12 protein-coding genes, 2 pseudogenes and 1 other annotated feature are annotated in these 19,286 nt (G+C 35.4%); of the genes and pseudogenes, 12 read left to right on the top strand and 2 right to left on the bottom strand.

The window, feature by feature from the left end:
- Positions 1-264 precede the first annotated feature (264 nt).
- From hemA to ysxE, 8 genes and pseudogenes are all read left to right on the top strand, one after another.
- Positions 265-1,617, top strand: a complete 1,353-nt coding sequence (gene hemA / locus MVE64_RS06570; RefSeq protein ID WP_247344857.1) for a glutamyl-tRNA reductase — start codon at positions 265-267, stop codon at positions 1,615-1,617.
- 18 nt (positions 1,618-1,635) lie between these two features.
- Positions 1,636-2,467, top strand: a pseudogene (locus MVE64_RS06565) (cytochrome C assembly family protein).
- Positions 2,468-2,498: 31 nt separating this feature from the next.
- Entirely contained in the window at positions 2,499-3,431 is a 933-nt protein-coding gene (hemC, locus tag MVE64_RS06560; RefSeq protein WP_247344855.1) for a hydroxymethylbilane synthase, read from the top strand.
- Entirely contained in the window at positions 3,431-4,231 is an 801-nt protein-coding gene (locus MVE64_RS06555) for a uroporphyrinogen-III synthase (RefSeq protein ID WP_247344852.1), read from the top strand. Before hemC ends, MVE64_RS06555 begins: the two co-directional genes overlap by 1 nt.
- A complete protein-coding gene (hemB, locus tag MVE64_RS06550; protein WP_247344849.1) occupies positions 4,228-5,208 on the top strand; it encodes a porphobilinogen synthase in 981 nt (326 codons plus the stop codon). The genes MVE64_RS06555 and hemB overlap by 4 nt, the downstream gene beginning before the upstream one ends.
- A 43-nt stretch (positions 5,209-5,251) precedes the next feature.
- On the top strand, positions 5,252-6,541 hold the full coding sequence (hemL, locus tag MVE64_RS06545) for a glutamate-1-semialdehyde 2,1-aminomutase (protein WP_247344847.1): 1,290 nt from the start codon (positions 5,252-5,254) through the stop codon (positions 6,539-6,541).
- 131 nt (positions 6,542-6,672) lie between these two features.
- Positions 6,673-7,833 (top strand): stage VI sporulation protein D, encoded by a 1,161-nt coding sequence (gene spoVID / locus MVE64_RS06540; protein WP_247344845.1) that lies wholly within the window; start codon positions 6,673-6,675, stop codon positions 7,831-7,833.
- Positions 7,834-7,928: 95 nt separating this feature from the next.
- The gene (gene ysxE / locus MVE64_RS06535) at positions 7,929-8,972 is read left to right on the top strand and encodes a spore coat protein YsxE (RefSeq protein WP_247344842.1); all 1,044 of its coding nucleotides are present in this window, start codon (positions 7,929-7,931) and stop codon (positions 8,970-8,972) included.
- Positions 8,973-9,014: 42 nt separating this feature from the next.
- Here the strand turns inward: ysxE and MVE64_RS06530 are convergent, their stop codons facing one another.
- On the bottom strand, positions 9,015-9,206 hold the full coding sequence (locus tag MVE64_RS06530; RefSeq protein ID WP_247344840.1) for a hypothetical protein: 192 nt from the start codon (positions 9,204-9,206) through the stop codon (positions 9,015-9,017).
- Between the two features lie 234 nt (positions 9,207-9,440).
- Positions 9,441-9,691: a binding site (T-box leader), on the top strand.
- A gap of 108 nt (positions 9,692-9,799) precedes the next feature.
- Between MVE64_RS06530 and MVE64_RS06525 the strand changes: the two genes are divergently transcribed.
- The 4 genes and pseudogenes from MVE64_RS06525 to MVE64_RS06510 all read left to right on the top strand — a co-directional run bounded on the left by MVE64_RS06525 (position 9,800) and on the right by MVE64_RS06510 (position 17,603).
- Positions 9,800-12,454: a valine--tRNA ligase gene (locus MVE64_RS06525; RefSeq protein ID WP_247344837.1), complete on the top strand. Its 2,655-nt coding sequence runs from the start codon at positions 9,800-9,802 to the stop codon at positions 12,452-12,454.
- 66 nt (positions 12,455-12,520) lie between these two features.
- Positions 12,521-13,836 (top strand): annotated as a pseudogene (locus MVE64_RS06520) (bifunctional folylpolyglutamate synthase/dihydrofolate synthase).
- 108 nt (positions 13,837-13,944) lie between these two features.
- Complete coding sequence (locus tag MVE64_RS06515) at positions 13,945-15,651, top strand: sensor domain-containing diguanylate cyclase (RefSeq protein WP_247344835.1); 1,707 nt, start codon at positions 13,945-13,947, stop codon at positions 15,649-15,651.
- 176 nt (positions 15,652-15,827) lie between these two features.
- Positions 15,828-17,603, top strand: a complete 1,776-nt coding sequence (locus MVE64_RS06510; protein ID WP_247344832.1) for a vWA domain-containing protein — start codon at positions 15,828-15,830, stop codon at positions 17,601-17,603.
- A 33-nt stretch (positions 17,604-17,636) separates the two neighbouring features.
- Here the strand turns inward: MVE64_RS06510 and MVE64_RS06505 are convergent, their stop codons facing one another.
- Positions 17,637-19,286 carry a hypothetical protein gene (locus MVE64_RS06505; RefSeq protein ID WP_247344830.1) on the bottom strand — a complete coding sequence of 550 codons (1,650 nt, stop codon included), beginning with the start codon at positions 19,284-19,286 and terminating at the stop codon, positions 17,637-17,639.

The raw sequence follows: 19,286 nt of genomic DNA, 5'->3' as shown, positions 1-19,286 counted from the left end.
CTGCGTGATTTTTGTTATTGTACAGAGTGAATAGTGTGAGAATGATGTCAGAGAATGTAGAAATTTTTATAGAAAAAACAGTGCTTTTTGTGAACAATTACACACGACCATTAATAAGTTGAAAATGGTGTGAATCAGTGAAATAATAAACATATTTTATCATAACATATAGTTTCAAAGACTGTTCACATTTTTTAGAAGAGAAAAAAATCAATCATGATATACTAGAAGTAGAGATCCTTGTACATGGGGGTGTATAAGAAAATGCATATACTTGTTGTCGGCTTAAACTATAAAACAGCCCCTGTTGAAATTCGCGAAAAGCTCTCGTTTCAACCTCAAGAGCTAACAGATGCGATGAAACAGTTAAAAGAACAAAAAAGCATACTTGAAAATGTTATTGTATCTACTTGCAACCGTACAGAAATATATGCTGTAGTAGATCAACTTCATACAGGACGTTATTATATTAAAGCATTCTTGGCAGATTGGTTCGGACTGGAGAAAGAAGAGATTTCACCGTATTTAACTATTTTTGAACAAGATGGTGCATTAGAGCATTTATGTAGAGTAGCATGCGGATTGGATTCTATGATTTTGGGTGAAACTCAAATTCTGGGACAGGTTCGTACTAGCTTTTTACAGGCACAGGAAAACAATACAACAGGAACTGTGTTCAATCAGCTGTTTAAGCAAGTAATATCATTGGCTAAACGCTCACATTCTGAAACTGATATTGGAGCAAATGCTGTTTCAGTGAGTTATGCAGCAGTTGAACTTGCTAAGAAAATCTTTGGTGACCTTCGTTCTAAGCACGTACTAATTTTAGGTGCGGGTAAGATGGGGGAATTAGCTGTGCAAAATCTGCACGGCAGTGGTGTTGGTAAAGTTACTGTTATGAACAGAACGTTGCAGAAAGCTGAAGAGCTTGCTAATCGCTTTGATGGGAAAGCCAAAGGAATAAACGAACTTCAGTGTGGATTAGTGGAAGCGGATATCCTTATTAGTTCAACTGGTGCCAAAGATTTTGTTATTACTAAAGAAATGATGACACATGTGGAAAAAATGAGAAAAGGTCGTCCATTATTTATGGTCGATATTGCTGTGCCACGTGATTTAGATCCTAAGCTTGCGGATTTAGATAGTGTGTTTCTTTATGATATTGATGATTTACAAGGAATTGTTGAGGCAAACTTACAAGAGCGTAAAATTGCTGCGGAAAAGATTGAACTAATGATCGAAGATGAAATTGTTCAATTTAAACAATGGATTAATACGCTTGGAGTTGTACCTGTTATTTCAGCACTTCGTCAAAAGGCATTAAACATTCAAGCTGAAACGATGGAAAGTATCGAGAGAAAAATGCCTAACTTAACTGAACGTGAAAGAAAAGTTTTAAGTAAGCATACGAAAAGCATTATTAATCAATTGCTTAAAGACCCGATTGTGAAGGTAAAAGAGCTATCAGCAGAGGCTAATGCACAGGAATCATTGGATTTATTTATGAAAATCTTTAATATCGAAGAAGCTGTTGAAGAGCAAATGAAAATGGATAAATCAGAGAAACTGACAATTCATGCAAACGATCCGATTTATCGTGCTTCACTTCAATCGTAAGTGAAAGGACCTTTCATTATGGAGATGAGCTTAAGCAGAATAAACGAATTAACCATAATACTTTATGCTATTTGTGTACTCTTATATTTTATAGATTTTCTTAATAATAACCGGAAGGCGAAACGAGCTGCCTTCTGGTTACTTTCTATTGTTTGGCTATTACAAACAATTTTTTTATTTGTTCGTATGTTTGAAACAGGAAGATTTCCTGTTTTAAATGTGTTTGAAGAGGCTTTATTTTTATACATGGGTATTAGTGACATTGTCACTTGTTTTAAATCGTTTTCTTAAAGCAGAATTTATTATCTTTTTCACTAACGTAATTGGGTTTATTATGATGGCCATACATACTTTTGCCCCAGCTCAATACGAGTCGGCTGCTGTTTCTAGTCAGCTTGTCTCGGAACTATTATTAATTCATATTACGATGGCCATACTTTCTTATGGGGCGTTTTCATTATCGTTTGTGTTTTCGATTCTTTATACCATTCAATATAATTTACTCAAAAAGAAAAAGTGGGGAAAGCGCCTTCTTCGGTTAGAAGATCTTTCAAAGCTTGATCATATGTCATATGTATTAAATGTCATCGGCGTACCTATGCTGTTATTAAGTTTAATTTTAGGCGTTATCTGGGCCTATATTAAAGTAGCTCACTTTCAATGGTATGATGCGAAAGTGCTAGGATCATTTATGGTATTAGTGACGTATGGGATCTATCTTTATATAAGAATTGTTAAAGAATTACAGGGCAGGTCTGTTGCTCTTTTAAACATAGCATCGTTTTTAGTTTTGTTAATTAACTTTTTCTTGTTTGGTAGTCTTTCAAGGTTTCATTTTTGGGATTCATGATTGGTTACCTTAGACATAGTAGGAGGAACATATGCGAAAAATAGTTGTTGGATCTAGACGTAGTAAATTGGCATTAACGCAAACAAATTGGGTAATTAATCAATTAAAATCCTTTGGTCTGCCGTTTCAATTTGAAATCAAGGAAATTGTAACAAAAGGTGATCAGATTTTAGATGTTACTTTATCAAAAGTCGGTGGAAAAGGCTTGTTTGTAAAGGAAATTGAGCAAGCAATGATGAATGGTGAAATTGATATGGCTGTTCATAGTATGAAGGATATGCCCGGAATTTTGCCTGAGGGTTTAACAATAGGATGCATTCCAAACCGTGAAGATCACCGCGATGTTCTTATTTCTAAAGATCATAAAAAGCTTTCAGAATTACCAAGTGGAGCAATTGTCGGAACAAGCAGCTTGAGACGAAGTGCGCAGCTTTTAATTGAAAGACCTGACCTCGAAATTAAATGGATTAGAGGAAACATAGATACTCGCTTAGAAAAGCTGAAAACAGAAGATTATGATGCAATTATTCTAGCTGCAGCAGGCTTGGCACGCATGGGCTGGAGTAAAGATGTTGTTACCGAATTCTTAGACCCGGAAATTTGCCTGCCAGCAGTAGGGCAAGGTGCCCTGGCAATTGAATGTCGTGCTGATGATCAAGAATTATTAGATCTTTTTGCAAAATTCACTGATTTATCTACAAAATTAGCCGTTACTGCTGAGAGAACCTTCCTTACTAAAATGGAGGGTGGATGCCAAGTACCTATCGCTGGATTTGCAACAGTAAATGATAAGAAAGAAATTGAATTTACAGGTCTTATTGCCTCACCTGACGGGAAAGAAATTTATAAACAAAGGGTTACAGGAACAGATCCGGTAGAATTAGGGAGTAAAGTCGCGGAAACATTAACAAATCAAGGAGCTAAAGCCTTAATCGACCGGGTAAAAGAGGAGTTAGATCAATAATGGGAGAGATCCGTCCTTTACAAGGGAAACGGGTTTTGATTACTAGAGCAAAGTCTCAAGTAGAAGAATTTATTCAAAAAATTGAAGAAGAAGGCGGAGTTGGAATTTCAGCTCCGCTTCTAGAAATAAGACCTAAAAAATCGAGTGAATCGATTATTCACCAGACGCTGACAAGATTACATGAATTTGATTGCATTGTGTTTACGAGTGCAAATGGTGTTAAATACTTTAAAAAGTTCTTAGATCAATTTGGAATTCCTTATGAAACATTACAGCATATGATTGCCGCTTCTGTTGGAAGAAAAACAAGTAAGCAAATGGAGAAACTAAATCTCACTGTTTCTGTTATACCAGAAGAATTTGTTGCGGAAAAGCTGGCAGAAAGCATAGGAGAAAAGCTCCCTAAATCTTCAAAGATCCTTGTCATTAGAGGAAATCTATCTAGACCAGTTTTGATAACAGAATTAAAAAAACAAGGTTTTAACACGGAAGATTTAATTGTCTATGAAACATTACATAATAAAAGAGAAGCTGACAAGCTTATCTCATATATCAAAGAAGATCAGCTAGATTACATAACCTTTACAAGCTCATCTACTGTTGACAGCTTTATGAAAGTACTACATAAATCAGAACTCATGCAGCATTTGAGTAAAGTTACTTTCATATGTATCGGCCCTATTACTAATAACACATTAAAAGAATATGGATTTACAGGTGTTATGCCTGCTTCCTATACAATTGATGACATGGTGAAGTTAATGGTTGAATTAGAACAAAACCGGGAGGATAATCAATGAATATTCAATTTACAAGACACCGCCGTTTACGTAACAGTAATAACCTAAGAGCAATGGTGAGAGAAACACATCTCCGCCCAGAGGATTTTATTTATCCAATTTTCGTTGTAGAAGGGGATAATAAGAAAAACGAAGTTCCATCAATGCCAGGTGTTTATCACTTGTCTTTAGATCTATTGAATCAGGAAATTGAAGAAGTTATTTCGTTAGGGGTTAAGTCTGTTATCTTATTTGGTGTTCCTGATGAAAAGGACGATGTAGGAACTCAAGCTTATCATGATAATGGAATTGTTCAACGTGCAACTAGACAGGTAAAAGAGACATTCCCTGAATTAGTCGTTGTTGCGGATACATGTCTTTGTCAATATACAGATCATGGACACTGTGGAATTGTTGAAAATGGACAAGTATTAAATGATCCTACACTTGATCTGCTTGCACGTACTGCTATCAGTCAAGCAAAAGCAGGTGCCGATATTATCGCTCCTTCAAACATGATGGATGGCTTTGTAGCAGCAATTAGACATGGGTTAGATGAAGCTGGCTTTGAACATATTCCGGTTATGTCTTATGCAGTTAAATATGCAAGTGCTTTTTACGGACCGTTCCGTGATGCAGCGCACAGCACACCACAATTTGGTGATCGAAAAACATATCAAATGGATCCTGCTAATCGTGATGAAGCATTAAGAGAAGCTCAGTCCGATTTAGAAGAAGGTGCAGACTTTTTAATTGTAAAACCGGCATTATCTTATTTAGATATTATCCGTGATGTGAAAAATCAATTTAACGTTCCTATTGTAGCTTATAATGTTAGTGGTGAGTATTCCATGATTAAAGCAGCTGCACAAAATGGATGGGTTGATGAAAAAGCATTGGTAATGGAAATGTTAGTCGGAATGAAACGTGCAGGTGTTGATTTAATTATTACATATTTTGCAAAAGATGCAGCACGGTGGATAAGGGAAGATCAATAAGGGAAAGCCTTTTACTTTACAAGAGGAAGGAAGAGGAATGAAAATGAATAGCTATCAAAAAAGCGAAAGTGCATTTCATGAAGCTCAATCATTAATGCCCGGTGGTGTTAATAGTCCTGTAAGAGCATTTAAATCTGTTGGGATGAATCCTATATTCATGGAACGAGGAAAAGGCTCAAAAATTTATGATATCGATGGAAACGAATATATTGACTATGTTCTTTCCTGGGGACCGCTTATTCATGGTCATTCAAACGATACTGTAGTTGAAGCGATTAAAAAAGTTGTTGAGTCAGGTACAAGCTTTGGTGCTCCTACCCTGATTGAGAACGAACTTGCAAAGCTTGTAATAGATCGTGTGCCTTCGATTGAAATCGTCCGTATGGTAAGCTCAGGGACGGAAGCAACGATGAGTGCATTACGATTAGCAAGGGGCTATACTGGACGAAATAAAATTATTAAGTTTGAGGGCTGCTACCATGGTCATGGTGATTCTTTATTGATTAAAGCAGGATCAGGAGTTGCAACGTTAGGATTACCTGATAGTCCTGGTGTACCTGAAGGAATTGCGAAAAATACGATTACCGTTCCGTACAATGATTTAGAAAGCATTCAATATGCATTTGAACAATTTGGAGAAGACATTGCAGGGATCATTGTAGAACCTGTAGCAGGGAACATGGGAGTTGTCCCACCTCAACCAGGTTTTCTTGAGGGATTACGAGCAATTACAGAACAATATGGTGCTTTATTAATCTTTGATGAGGTTATGACAGGGTTTCGTGTAGATTATGGCTGTGCTCAAGACTATTACAGTGTAACACCTGATTTAACATGCCTTGGCAAGGTAATCGGTGGAGGTTTACCTGTAGGAGCTTATGGTGGTAAAGCAGAAATCATGAAGCAAATTGCCCCAAGTGGACCGATTTACCAAGCGGGTACATTATCAGGAAATCCACTTGCGATGACAGCAGGGTATGAAACATTAAAACAGTTAACAAGAGATTCTTATAAAGAATTTCAACGTAAAGCCGACCGTCTTGAAGAAGGTTTTTCAGCAGCCGCTAATGAGTATGAAATTCCTCATACAATCAATCGTGCCGGCTCGATGATTGGCTTATTCTTCACAAATGAAGATGTAACAAATTATGAAAAAGCCAAAACATCAAATCTTGATTTCTTTGCCAGCTATTATCGAAGCATGGCAAATCAAGGAGTATTCCTTCCTCCTTCACAATTTGAAGGCTTATTCCTATCAACAGCACACACAGACGCGGACATTGATCATACAATAGAAGCTGCTAAGAAGGCATTTGCTGAATTAAAAAAATAATTATAAAAAATCCATCACATTTGTGGTGGATTTTTTTGTTTTTTAAAATTTCATCATAAATTCCTCCTTTCACACATAAATCTGTAATGTCATAGTTATTTTGCTAGGCTATTTGAAAGGAGGAAATATTTTTGTCACAACAACAACTACGTTTCTCAGTAGAAGAATCTGTTTGGTTTCAAAAAGGACAGGAAGTATCTGAACTTTTATCTATTTCTTTAGATCCGGATATTGCCATTCATGAGCATGATCAGTACATTTCAATTCGTGGTGCCCTGCAGCTTACTGGGGAATATAAAATAGAAACGGAAAGTTCTGAAGAGGAAACGTTCGAATATGCAAATGTACGTTATGTAAATGAGGTCGATACACGTGAAGATGGTGTGAGCGTATTAAATCATCGTTTTCCTGTTGATATTACGATTCCTAAAAATCGAATTCAACAGCTTGACGAGGTGTATGTTTCGATCGAATCCTTTGATTATGATTTACCTGAACATGCTTGCTTAAAATTAATAGCTGATTTATCTATAAGCGGAATTTCGAATGGAGAGACAGCGGAAGAAGAAGAGGTGAGACCTGCAGAGGAGCCTAAGGAAGAAGCATTTGAAGCTCTTTTCCGTGAAGAACAAAATACTGCAGAACATAATAATTCCGAGCCTGTTTCAAGAATAGAGCCTTCACCTTTTTCTTCTTTCTATGAGGAAAGAAAGTTAGATGAAGAAGACGTGGACAAATTATCACCTTCCTTCTCTGTCACGAAAGAACAGGATGTAGTTGAAGAGCGTGAGGAAGAAGCAGAAGAAGTAGTGGTTGAAACGTCACCTGCTGAATATGAAAAAGAAATCGTAGAGCCTGAACCGGCTGTTGTAGAAGAAGTTAATGTTGAGCAGGGACAAACTGAAGAAGAGGTTTATGATCCATTTGTTGTGGAAGTAAGAAGAGAAGAATCAACTCCTGAACCTCAAGAAGTACAATATTCCTTTTTCTCTAAAACCGAAGAAGAGCCAACAAATGTTGATGAAGATTTACAAAAGAAGGATGAAGTTGGTCGTGAAGAGGGAGAAACAAAGGATGCCCATTACTTAACAAGTTTATTTGCAAGAGACGAAGAAGAAGATTTCTCCAGAGTGAAAATGTGTATTGTTCAACAAGGAGATACACTTGAATTAATTAGTGAGAAATATGAAATTTCCATTCAACAAATTTTACGTGTAAATGAGTTTCATGCAGATCAAGATGTATATGAAGGACAAATTCTTTATATCCCTGCATACTCAACAAGTAAATAACATTTATTATTTATTTGAAAGACAAAGAACAGCATGGGGCATCTTTTTCCTCGGCTGTTTTTTTCAATTTCTAAGGAGTAGAGGTGATATGATCTATGGCGATGCAGCTAAGTGAAGTAAGGCCTTTGTTAAAAAATTATGATTTATACCCTGAATATACAGAGGAAATCACCAAGAAAACAATTAAGGTATATACAGATACCGGTCCTTATGTATTAAAAAAATTATCAAGTGAATTTAATCCACATTTTGTTGATTCTATTCGAATCTTAAATGAACAAAAATATTCGAATTATGTTCCCCTTTTAAGGAATAAACAGCAGCAGCTTATTTCTCAATATAATGGGGAGTACTATTACTTAATGCCGTGGCTTGTGAATGAACAAGAAGAAGAGCGTGATGCTCGTCATCAGCTTCTATTTAAAGAGGTTGCAAACCTTCACAAACGAACAGAAAAGAAAATATCTCTTGATGGTCAAGAGGCAACAAATCATTATGAAAAACTAACGAATAAGTGGGATGAAGAAAAAGCACGTTTTGAAACATTTGTTGAACAATGTGAGAAAAAGATATATTTATCTCCATTTGAGTTGCAAGCTGTTACTTACTATACTGAGGTATCGAGAGCCATTGAATTTTCTCGTAAAAAGCTCGATGAGTGGTATGAGAAAATGACAGATCAAAAGTCTGCAAGAGTAGTGTTAACGCATGGAAAAGTATCTGCACGCCACTTCTTATATGATGATGATGGTAATGGTTATTTATCAAACTTTGAGAAATCGTCTTATTCAAGTCCTATTGATGATTTTTTATTATTTTTGAATCGAACGGCGAGAACGTATCCAATTCAAAGTGATGATGTTGTGAATTGGTTTTATTCCTATCAAAAAGACTACCCGTTTACAGAAGAGGAAATGCTTTTATTTATTGGGTATTTGGCTTATCCAGAGCGACTATGTCGTTTCATTAAAAACTATTCAAAAAAAGGGAAAAAGAGCTCTGAGTTAGAAGCAAATAAACAGCTTGTGAGAGCTTATTGGCAATTTAAAAATATTGAGTACTTTGTAATGAAGGTTTCTGAAATAGAAAACAGAAAGAAAATGGAAGCAGAAGCAGCAGAGGCACAAACTGAATCTTAGAAAATGCACAGGAATCGGACATTTCCGATTCCTGCTTTACTGTTAAATCCAATCATACCGGAGTGCAATGGCTAATCCGATTAAAATACCGAGCAAAAGAACATCAAATGTTGTAGGAAAGAAAACAGTTCGAATGCCCTGGAAGATAGTTAAAGGAATGATAATCTGTACGCCGACCGCCCGAATTTGTCTAAGCCATGGCGGGAGTGTGTAAGGCCTATACCGCCTCTTCATATGACAACTCCTCCTCGTTTAAGCTTTTCTATAAAACTACTCACATTTTCAGAAATAGCTCATATTATGTGTTTAAAATAAAGAAATGTTCGTGCAAAGGACCACTTAATGTAAAATATGCCAAGATTCTGTGATAGGTGCCTGTATGAAAGGGAAGAAATATGGGGAAAATATTGACGAAAAAAAGGATTGTTTAGTAATATAGAATAAGTTGTTAAATAAAAAGTACATAATGATGAAACGTTGAATGGGAAGAGTACAATCGTCATCACTTTACAGAGAGAGAAATCATTGCTGGAAGATTTCTTAAGTAGAGGCATTGGAAGGTCGCCCAGGAGTTGCTTCTTTGAAATGGAGTAGGAGAAGCCGGTTGAAAGCCGTTAAATTGATGAGTGTGTAGACTGTATTCTTTTGCTATATTTTTAGTGTTTTTACGGTCTATAAAAAAAGGTGGTACCGCGAAATATTCTCCTTTCGTCCTTTTATGGATGGAAGGAGTTTTTTATTTTAAAAATTGGAAAATATGTGAAATGGTACCAAGTAATCTTTCACATGTACATAAAAAATGTAAAAGAAATTTAGGAGGAAAACAAATGGAAAACAATGAACAACAAGTTTCATTACCAACAAAATATGATCCAAATGCAATTGAAAAAAACCGCTATTCTTTTTGGCTAGAAGGAAAGTACTTTGAGGCAACAGGTGACGAAAAGAAACAACCTTATACAATTGTCATCCCACCGCCTAACGTAACAGGAAAGCTGCACCTAGGTCATGCTTGGGATACAACATTGCAAGACATTGTTACACGTATGAAAAGAATGCAAGGCTTTGATGTATTATGGCTTCCAGGTATGGACCATGCTGGAATTGCTACACAAGCAAAGGTAGAAGCAAAGTTAAAAGAAGAAGGAAAGTCCAGATATGATTTAGGAAGAGAAAAGTTCATTGAAGAAACTTGGAAATGGAAAGAAGAATATGCTGGTCATATTCGTGAGCAATGGTCAAAAGTAGGTCTTGGTCTTGATTATAGTCGTGAGCGATTTACTCTTGATGAAGGACTCTCAAAAGCAGTTCGTGAAGTATTCGTTTCTCTATATAATAAAGGCTTAATTTACCGTGGAGAATATATTATTAACTGGGATCCACAAACAAAAACAGCATTATCTGATATTGAAGTTATTTATAAAGATGTTCAAGGTGCATTCTACCATATGCGTTATCCATTAGCAGACGGTTCAGGCTCTATTGAAATCGCAACAACTCGTCCGGAAACAATGCTAGGAGATACAGCTGTTGCTGTTCATCCGGAAGATGAGAGATATAAACATTTAATCGGCAAAAATGTTGTACTACCAATCGTAGGACGTGAAATTCCAATCGTTGGCGATGATTATGTTGATATGGAATTCGGTTCTGGTGCAGTAAAAATTACACCAGCACATGATCCTAATGATTTTGAAATCGGAAATCGTCATAACCTTGAACGTATTTTAGTTATGAATGAAGATGGAACAATGAATGACAAGGCAGGCGTTTATAAAGGCTTAGACCGTTTTGCATGCAGAAAGAAAATTGTAAAAGATCTACAAGATTCAGGTGTACTTTTCAAAATTGAAGAGCATATGCATTCAGTTGGTCATAGTGAGCGAAGTGGTGCGGTTGTCGAGCCTTACCTTTCTACTCAATGGTTTGTTAAAATGCAGCCGCTTGCTGATGAAGCAATTAAGCTTCAAGAAGATGATGAAAAGGTAAACTTTGTTCCAGATCGTTTTGAGAAAACGTACTTACGTTGGATGGAAAATATTCGTGATTGGTGTATCTCTCGTCAGCTTTGGTGGGGACATAGAATACCTGCTTGGTACCATAAAGAAACTGGAGAGGTTTATGTAAACCAGGAGCCACCAGCTGATATTGAAAACTGGAATCAAGACAATGATGTTCTTGATACATGGTTCAGCTCAGCGCTATGGCCGTTCTCAACAATGGGTTGGCCGGATACCGAGTCAGCTGACTTTAAACGTTACTATCCAACTGATGTACTTGTAACAGGCTATGACATTATCTTCTTCTGGGTATCTCGTATGATTTTCCAAGGCCTTGAATTTACAGGTAAACGTCCATTCAAGGATGTGTTAATCCATGGTCTTGTGCGTGATGAGCAGGGACGTAAAATGAGTAAATCACTTGGTAATGGTGTTGATCCGATGGAAGTTATTGATCAATACGGTGCTGATTCATTACGTTTCTTCTTATCAACAGGAAGTTCACCGGGTCAGGATTTACGTTTCAGCTATGAAAAAGTTGAATCTACTTGGAATTTTGCCAACAAAATTTGGAACGCATCACGATTTGCGTTGATGAATATGGATGGCTTAACATATGAAGAAATTGATTTAACTGGTGAAAAATCTGTTGCTGATAAATGGATTTTAACTCGTTTAAATGAAACGATTGAAAATGTAACAAAGCTTGCTGATAAATATGAATTTGGTGAAGTTGGACGTCTTCTATACAATTTCATTTGGGATGACTTCTGTGATTGGTATATTGAAATGGCGAAGCTTCCTCTATACGGAGAAGACGAAGCAGCGAAGAAAACAACTCGTTCTATACTTGCTTATGTTCTTGATCACACAATGAGATTGCTGCATCCATTTATGCCATTCATTACAGAAGAAATTTGGCAATCACTTCCTCATAAAGGTGAATCCATTACAGTTGCAGCTTGGCCGACTGTTAATGAACAATTAACAGACCGCGCGGCAGCAACAGAAATGAAGTTATTAGTTGAAGTGATACGTGCTGTTCGTAACATTCGTGCAGAGGTTAACACACCAATGAGCAAGCAAATTCCAATGAGAATAAAGGCAAAAGATCAAGATGTATTAAAACAGCTTGAAAACAACCGTGCTTATATTGAAAGATTCTGTAATACAAGTTCTCTAAGCATCTCAACAGAAGTTGATTCAACAGAAAAATCTATGAGTGCTGTTGTTACAGGTGCTGAAATTATTTTACCAATTGAAGGGTTAATTAATATTGAAGAAGAAATTAAACGCCTTGAAAAAGAACGTGAAAAGCTTGATAAAGAAGTAGAACGCGTTCAAAAGAAATTAGGCAATGAAGGCTTCTTAAAGAAAGCACCTGAGAAAGTCATTGAAGAGGAAAAAGCAAAAGAAAACGATTATCGAGAAAAACGTGATATTGTATTAGCCAGAATTCAAGAACTAAAGGTTAAGAGATGAACTCGGGTGGTGCTAATTTTAGTTCCCCCGAGTTTTTAAATGGCTTGTTTTAAAGGGAGGATACCAATGTTTAACCGTTACGAGGATGCTGTGGATTGGATCCATGGTCGATTAAAATTTGGAGTTAAACCTGGATTAAAAAGGATGGAATGGCTTTTAAAAGAACTAGGACATCCTGAAAAGAACATTCCTACCATTCATGTTGCCGGTACAAATGGTAAGGGATCAACAATCTCTTATATGCTACACATGCTAAAGGAAGCAAATTATAATGTGGGTACTTTTACGTCACCTTATATTGAAACTTTTAATGAGCGGATTAGTGTAAATGGAGAGCCAATTTCTGATGTAGACATGCTAAATCTCGTGAACGAAGTAAAGCCATACGTTGAGAAAATTGAACAAACTGACCTCGGTGGACCAACTGAATTTGAAATTATTACAACAATGATGTTCCTATACTTTGGTAAGGTAAATCAACCAGATGTTTTGCTGCTAGAAACAGGATTAGGAGGACGATTGGATTCGACTAATATTATCCATCCAATATTATCCATTATTACTAATGTAGGTTATGATCACATGAATATATTAGGGAATACGATTGCTGAAATCGCTTCTGAAAAGGCAGGCATTATTAAACAAAATATGCCGGTCCTAACAGCGGTAGAAAAAGATGAAGCACTTCAGGTAATAAAGAATAAAGCAAAGCAATTAGACGCAGAGATTTTAAGTGTAGGTTCTGATATTCATATACTTGAACACTCTACTTACGAGCAAGGTGAAATGTTTACAGTTAAAACAGATAGCTATTTATTTGAAAATCTTAAAATTCAAATGAGGGGTCAGCATCAAACAAAAAATGCAGCATTAGCTGTTTCAAATTTCTACATTTGTTAAGGAAACATAACAAGTTAACAGTATCAGATGATCAAATTTATAAAGGGCTTTTTAAAGCGATGTGGAAGGGCAGGTTTGAACAAGTTAAAAACAATCCCGTTGTTATTGTCGATGGAGCTCATAATCATGAAGGAATTGAGAGTCTAATTGAGACAGCAACTAGGCATTACCCGGATAAGCAGGTTCATATTTTATTTAGTGCATTAAAAGATAAAGAGTATGAAGAGATGATTCATCGTCTAAGTAGTATTGCTGCTACCATGCATTTTACGACTTTTGATTTTCCGAGAGCGGAAGCTGCAGAAAAACTTTACTCTGCTTGTAAACATATAGAGAAGAGTTATTCGGAATCTTGGCAGGAAATGTTGGATAAATTGCTTCAATTATACCAGGGTGAAAAGGATGATGTAATTATAGTAACTGGTTCATTATATTTTATCTCAGAGGTTCGGAACTATTTGGTTAGTAAAAAGGGTAGTTAAAAGTTCTCTATAAATTTTAAAAGAAAAGCTATTAAATTTTTTTAGAAATATTCTATATATTTAGTATAATATAGGAATATATACTTATTTTGTAAAGGAGGCGAGAGGATGAATAAGAAGGGACAACTCTTAATTTGGGTTATATGGATTATTTCTTTTCCTTTTTTATTATGGATTTCTTATAAAATGTCGCCTCCGACTATAACAGGTCTGGAATTCGATCTTATTTCTTTCCTCTTATTAATGTGTTTGGTTGCTTTCTGGCCAATCATTATCAATGATACACCAGTGTTTTATGTTCAAGGTGTTTCATTAGCTGTTTTTCTTTATTTTGGATTGTTTGTTGAGATTATTTTTACTCAAGTAGCTTTGATTGTACTTTTAAGTAAGCTTCGATTAAGTAGAAAAGATATGTATCGAATACCTCTTAATTCGTTACTGTTTATTTCAATATCAATAATAGGTGCAATCGTCTTCAATTTAGTTGGTGGAACTCATGGAACTAAATACAGTGCTCAATTTTTATCTGCGATTATTGCTTATGAAGCAACGATCTTTCTTTCAAATCAATTATTATTAAATGCAATTAAATCACTTCTGTTTAAAGAAAAATTTGCCATTTTTACAAGAAGTTTTTTATGGGAATTCATTACTTCAATCATTGTTTTTCCAATAGGAGTAGCTTTATATTTTCTTTATTTAGAAGTCGGAATTGCTTCAATTCTGTTTATTGGTATTCCACTTTTAATCCTTTCAATTATTCTTACTCTGTATTATAAAACTAAGCAAATCAATCAATATTTGCAGCGAGCTAGTGAAATTGGTCATCAGTTGACTGAAAGATTGGAAAAAAAGGAAATTCTAAATGTTTTTATTGAAAAAATCACCAAAATGATATCGGTTGAAGCAGCTTATATCATCGATGTGTACGATAATGATAGAATGAAAATAATCAAAGAATTTGAAAAAGGACAAATTCATCTAAAGTCGGAACCGAATAAATCTGCGTATAAAGGTATATCGGGATATGTATTTGGAATTAGGGAGAGTGTACTTTTTCACTCCCGTAAACAATGGGTGAATATAAAATCCTCTCAGCTTCCAGATTCTGTTGAAAGTGTTATAGGTGTACCTGTTAAGAGAAATCAAGATTTGGTTGGAATCGTTATTTTAGCAAGCAACAAAAAGCGGGCATTTGATCGAACTCAGCTCATGCTAATTGACTTACTTTCAACATATCTAGGTGTTGCCATTGAGAATGCTAGAAACTATGAAAAAACCAAAAAACAAAGTGAGCACTGTGCTCTCACTGGACTTTTTAATTATCGATTTATAGAAAATAAACTTAAAGAAGAATTTGAGTTAATTAATGGTCAGGTAAATAGGTATCTTTCTGTAATTTTATTTGATTTAGATCATTTTAAAGCAGTGAATGATACATATGGACATCATGCCGGCAATCAGGTCTTAATAGAATTGGCTAATAGAATTGTTGAGACTGTAGGTGCAAATGGAATAGTTGCTAGGTACGGTGGAGAAGAGTTTGTTGTTCTTCTTCCTGATTATAGGAATGAAGGTAGTCTGCTTATAGCTGAAAAGCTTAGACAAAAAATAGCTAATACACCATTTACTATTGAAACGACACTAAATGATGTAAATCAAACACAAACTATCTTTGTAACAGCAAGTTTTGGTGTAGCGACAGCACCAAATGATGCAGACGATCCTTTCTCTTTAATACGTCATGCAGACCGAGCGATGTATATAGGTGCAAAACGAGCAGGACGCAATAGAGTGGCTGGTTATGTTAGCTAGGATTCATTACTAACTATCTAGTAGAACAATATTTCCTGCGCAATAAAAGTCGAATATTGTAGTATCAATGTAAAAATTATATGAAGCTATTATATTTGAGGGATTTCTCTGGTATAATTGAACTATCTAACTTTTATAGAACTTTAGTATTAGGACAATGTCGTGGGAGGTTACACATGTACAAGTATTTTTTTCTCGTATTTTTAGTGTTTCTTTTAACAGTTCAATCCTTTGTACCTATTAATCAAGCGTCAGCTACTGATGGCCTCTCGATTAACGCGACAGTGGGCGGACAGCAATCACTTGAAATTGGAAATGATGGAAAAGTAACAACAACAGTTACCTTTGATTTAATACCTGGGGGAACAGCAACAGCGAATGTACGGAAGCCGATGGATGTTGTTATCGTATTTGATAAATCCGGTTCGATGGCTGAGGAAGTAAGCGGTGGAAAAACAAAGCTTCAATTAGCAAAGGAAGCTGTTCAAAAAGCTGTAAATACATTTAAAGCAAATAATAAAAACAATTCTGATCGTTATGGAATTGTTGCTTTTGATTCGAATGTAAATTATGACTATACAATAAACACACTTCAATCAGACCCAGATCGAATAATGGATAAAATTAAATATGCCCCAGCACAAGGTGGTACAAATTACACTGATGCATTAATTATTGCTCAAAACATATTGAAAAACTCAACTAACCGCTTAAACCGTGATCAATATATTATTTTTATGACAGATGGTAAACCGACAAACTCTACAAAACAGATAAATGTAAATAAGAGGTATTATAAATTAGAAGAATACTATAAATACCAATGGGGTAGAAGTTGGAGTGGAGACAGCTATTATCGGGAATCAAAGTTTGATGAATGGAGATATTACGGGGGCGGTGTAGTATACGTTGATAGCACACCGTATATTATCTCTGAAAATAGAACAACAATTAATGGAACTAAAACACATCTTTATGATTCCAATAATGGGCGGAACAATATTGTAATCGAACATAACGGTGGCTATTATATCGATTCATATAACAATGATTCAGTTCCAAATGCCATTAAGGCACATGGACTAGAGCAAGCACAAAACATTGAAAATAATAACATGACGTTATTATCCATTGGATTTGGTGAACAAAATAAGTTAGATATGAATTATTTAGCAGAATTGTCATCCATTTCAGATGGGAAAGCTGAAAGAGCAACACCAGAGAATATTGTGAAAATGTTTGAAGATATATCCAAAAATATTTCTGCTGAGTATCCATCACTTTCAAATGGATTTATAAGATTCAAGATTCCACCTGGTGCAATGGTTCAAGAAAATGATTCAGTATCTGTAGTAGATGACGCTGTTATTATGAACTTAAGGGATATTAAGTATAACCCCAACCCACCTAATGCGGGAGATTCATCTCTCCGTTATGAGCTGCCAGTAACATTTACAGCACCAGGGACATATAATTTCTCATTTGATGTTCTTTATAATTCAGGAACTATTGCAAGAAGAGGTATTCCTTATAGTATTGAAGTGAAAGTGCCTACTATTCCTTTAAGTAGTATTTCATTTATTGAAAAAGAAAAAGCAATTACTGTTGGTGAACGATTTAAAGTAGAAGACTACCTTCGTTTTGTTCCTTCAGATGCTACAAATAAATTGATTGGAAATGTAACAGCTAACAATTATGGGCCAATTACTATTTCTAAAATAGGTAACGAGTGGTATGTAACAGGTAGAGATATAGGTTATTCAGACATTAAAGCAATTGCTGACGAAAATACAAGTATTTATGATTTTATGAAGGTTATTGTTACACGAAACAGTGATTCTAACGACGGTGGAGATAATGGAGATGACGACCAAGACCAAGATGATGGTTCAGATTATGATGATGACCCTGAAACTGGTGGCGATTCGGGTGACACAGAACTTAAATGGTAATTAAAAAAGGGAGATTCTCTATGAATCTCCCTTTTAGTTATTTACGCTTCCATTCTTCACAATAACTTGATCGTATAATAATTGATATCGATCAACTCTTGGCAATGAATTTAATCTGTTAGGGTCCAACAAAACAGACCTGTCATGCTCTACGTAAAATCTAGAGTCATTACTTTTTTGTACTGTTACAGGCTCAATAACGCTCTTTATATCGTCAGTTCTGATGGAAAAAGAATTTTGTCTTATAGCATTTACTGTTAACTTCTTATTAGCAAATAAACCACCATTAATCTCAAAAAGTGACGCAACCCCATATAATTCAGCCTCTGTGTCGGTATAAAAAAAGGCATCCAAAGGCTCAATGTTTTTACTGCTGCTAAATTCATTGATACGATAAATAGATAATTTACCTTTCGTAAGCAAAATGAGTTTTGAACTAGGATCACTATTTAGCCGTTTAATATTTGTATTCGTTATACTCGTTTTTCCCATAACATAGATGGTGGAATTAAAGTAAATGTTGTCATCTTCTTCGGTTTCTGTCTCATTATTAGAAAGAGTATTATCAAATTCATTTCCTTGTATAATTAAATCTCCTGTTACAATAATATTCCCTGGTATTTCAGTGTCTTTTGGAATTTGAAGGTCCCCATTTATAATAAACCAGCTATTTTTAAGAAATGGATTACAGTTATCACCTTGTATAATATTTGAGTTATAGATATATGCTTTAGCAGTTTGCGCTCCTATTGGTGAGGTTTCTTCACAGTAATCAATTTCTTCAACAGATGAATCTTGTGAAAGTTCATCTACCACATTTGAGATGGAGAAACTTGAAGTGAAATCACTGCCTACAAAATTGTTACTACCAGTAATTTCATTAAATATTTGAGCTAATGTATTTTCGAAATTTACATTAATAAAATCTGCAGTATCTTTTACAATTGTTGGTTTTGGCTCATCAAAATATTTGTCTACGTCTTCTGAAAGAGTTAATGAATTTTCCTTTTCATTTCGGTAGAACACACTCCCTCCAATATTTTCAGAAGACGGCAATATACGTGGCAGCAGTGTTTCGGTATTTCTCCGCCCATATAAATCAGTGAACAATGCCTTATCATCTGTATAAATTGTTCCACCAAATAAATCTCCAACAATTTCAGCAAACCCATTAAGGTAAACTTCACCCTCGGGTCCTGAACCGATCGCGTATTTTAAGAAGCTAGGAGTCGGTGCTAAGTAAACAACTCTTGATACGGTTTTCGTGATTTCTGCGCCGTCTGTATTTTGATTCGTGTAAGAAAAGCGAAAAATACGTGTAAGATATTTTGTTCTGTCAATTGAACCATAATCTTTAGTCGCGGTAATATCTTCAATAAGAAGATTTGTGGAATATTTGTCTTCAAGTTCAGCCTTTATTTTAGCTAAAAGTTTGTTGTCTAAATCACCGTTCAGTAAATTTGGTTCAGACAAATCGATGTCGTTATAAACTTTACTACTGAATATGGCAATAGCTTCATTAAGTGTTCGTGTTGCTTCTGCAGTTAACTCTATATCATCGATTCGGACGCCTGTTCTCTGGTTACTATTAATAGAGGCTGCGACAATTGTTAACCCTAGCACCGTAAAGATTAAGGAGACGAGAAGGACCGTAATAAGTGCTTGTCCTTTTTCATTTTTCAA

Source organism: Metabacillus endolithicus, from assembly GCF_023078335.1.
Classification (GTDB): Bacteria; Bacillota; Bacilli; order Bacillales; family Bacillaceae; genus Metabacillus; species Metabacillus endolithicus.
The sequence above is the reverse complement of the archived record's forward strand: the minus strand, read 5'-3'. Positions and strand labels throughout refer to the sequence as shown.

Bases quoted from the DNA above. Each gene is read 5' to 3' on its own strand.
- hemA (WP_247344857.1), top strand. From the start codon at position 265: ATGCATATACTTGTTGTCGGCTTAAACTATAAAACAGCCCCTGTTGAA.
- hemC (WP_247344855.1), top strand. From the start codon at position 2,499: ATGCGAAAAATAGTTGTTGGATCTAGACGTAGTAAATTGGCATTAACG.
- MVE64_RS06555 (WP_247344852.1), top strand. From the start codon at position 3,431: ATGGGAGAGATCCGTCCTTTACAAGGGAAACGGGTTTTGATTACTAGA.
- hemB (WP_247344849.1), top strand. From the start codon at position 4,228: ATGAATATTCAATTTACAAGACACCGCCGTTTACGTAACAGTAATAAC.
- hemL (WP_247344847.1), top strand. From the start codon at position 5,252: ATGAATAGCTATCAAAAAAGCGAAAGTGCATTTCATGAAGCTCAATCA.
- ysxE (WP_247344842.1), top strand. From the start codon at position 7,929: ATGGCGATGCAGCTAAGTGAAGTAAGGCCTTTGTTAAAAAATTATGAT.
- MVE64_RS06530 (WP_247344840.1), bottom strand. From the start codon at position 9,206: ATGAAGAGGCGGTATAGGCCTTACACACTCCCGCCATGGCTTAGACAA.
- MVE64_RS06525 (WP_247344837.1), top strand. From the start codon at position 9,800: ATGGAAAACAATGAACAACAAGTTTCATTACCAACAAAATATGATCCA.
- MVE64_RS06515 (WP_247344835.1), top strand. From the start codon at position 13,945: ATGAATAAGAAGGGACAACTCTTAATTTGGGTTATATGGATTATTTCT.
- MVE64_RS06510 (WP_247344832.1), top strand. From the start codon at position 15,828: ATGTACAAGTATTTTTTTCTCGTATTTTTAGTGTTTCTTTTAACAGTT.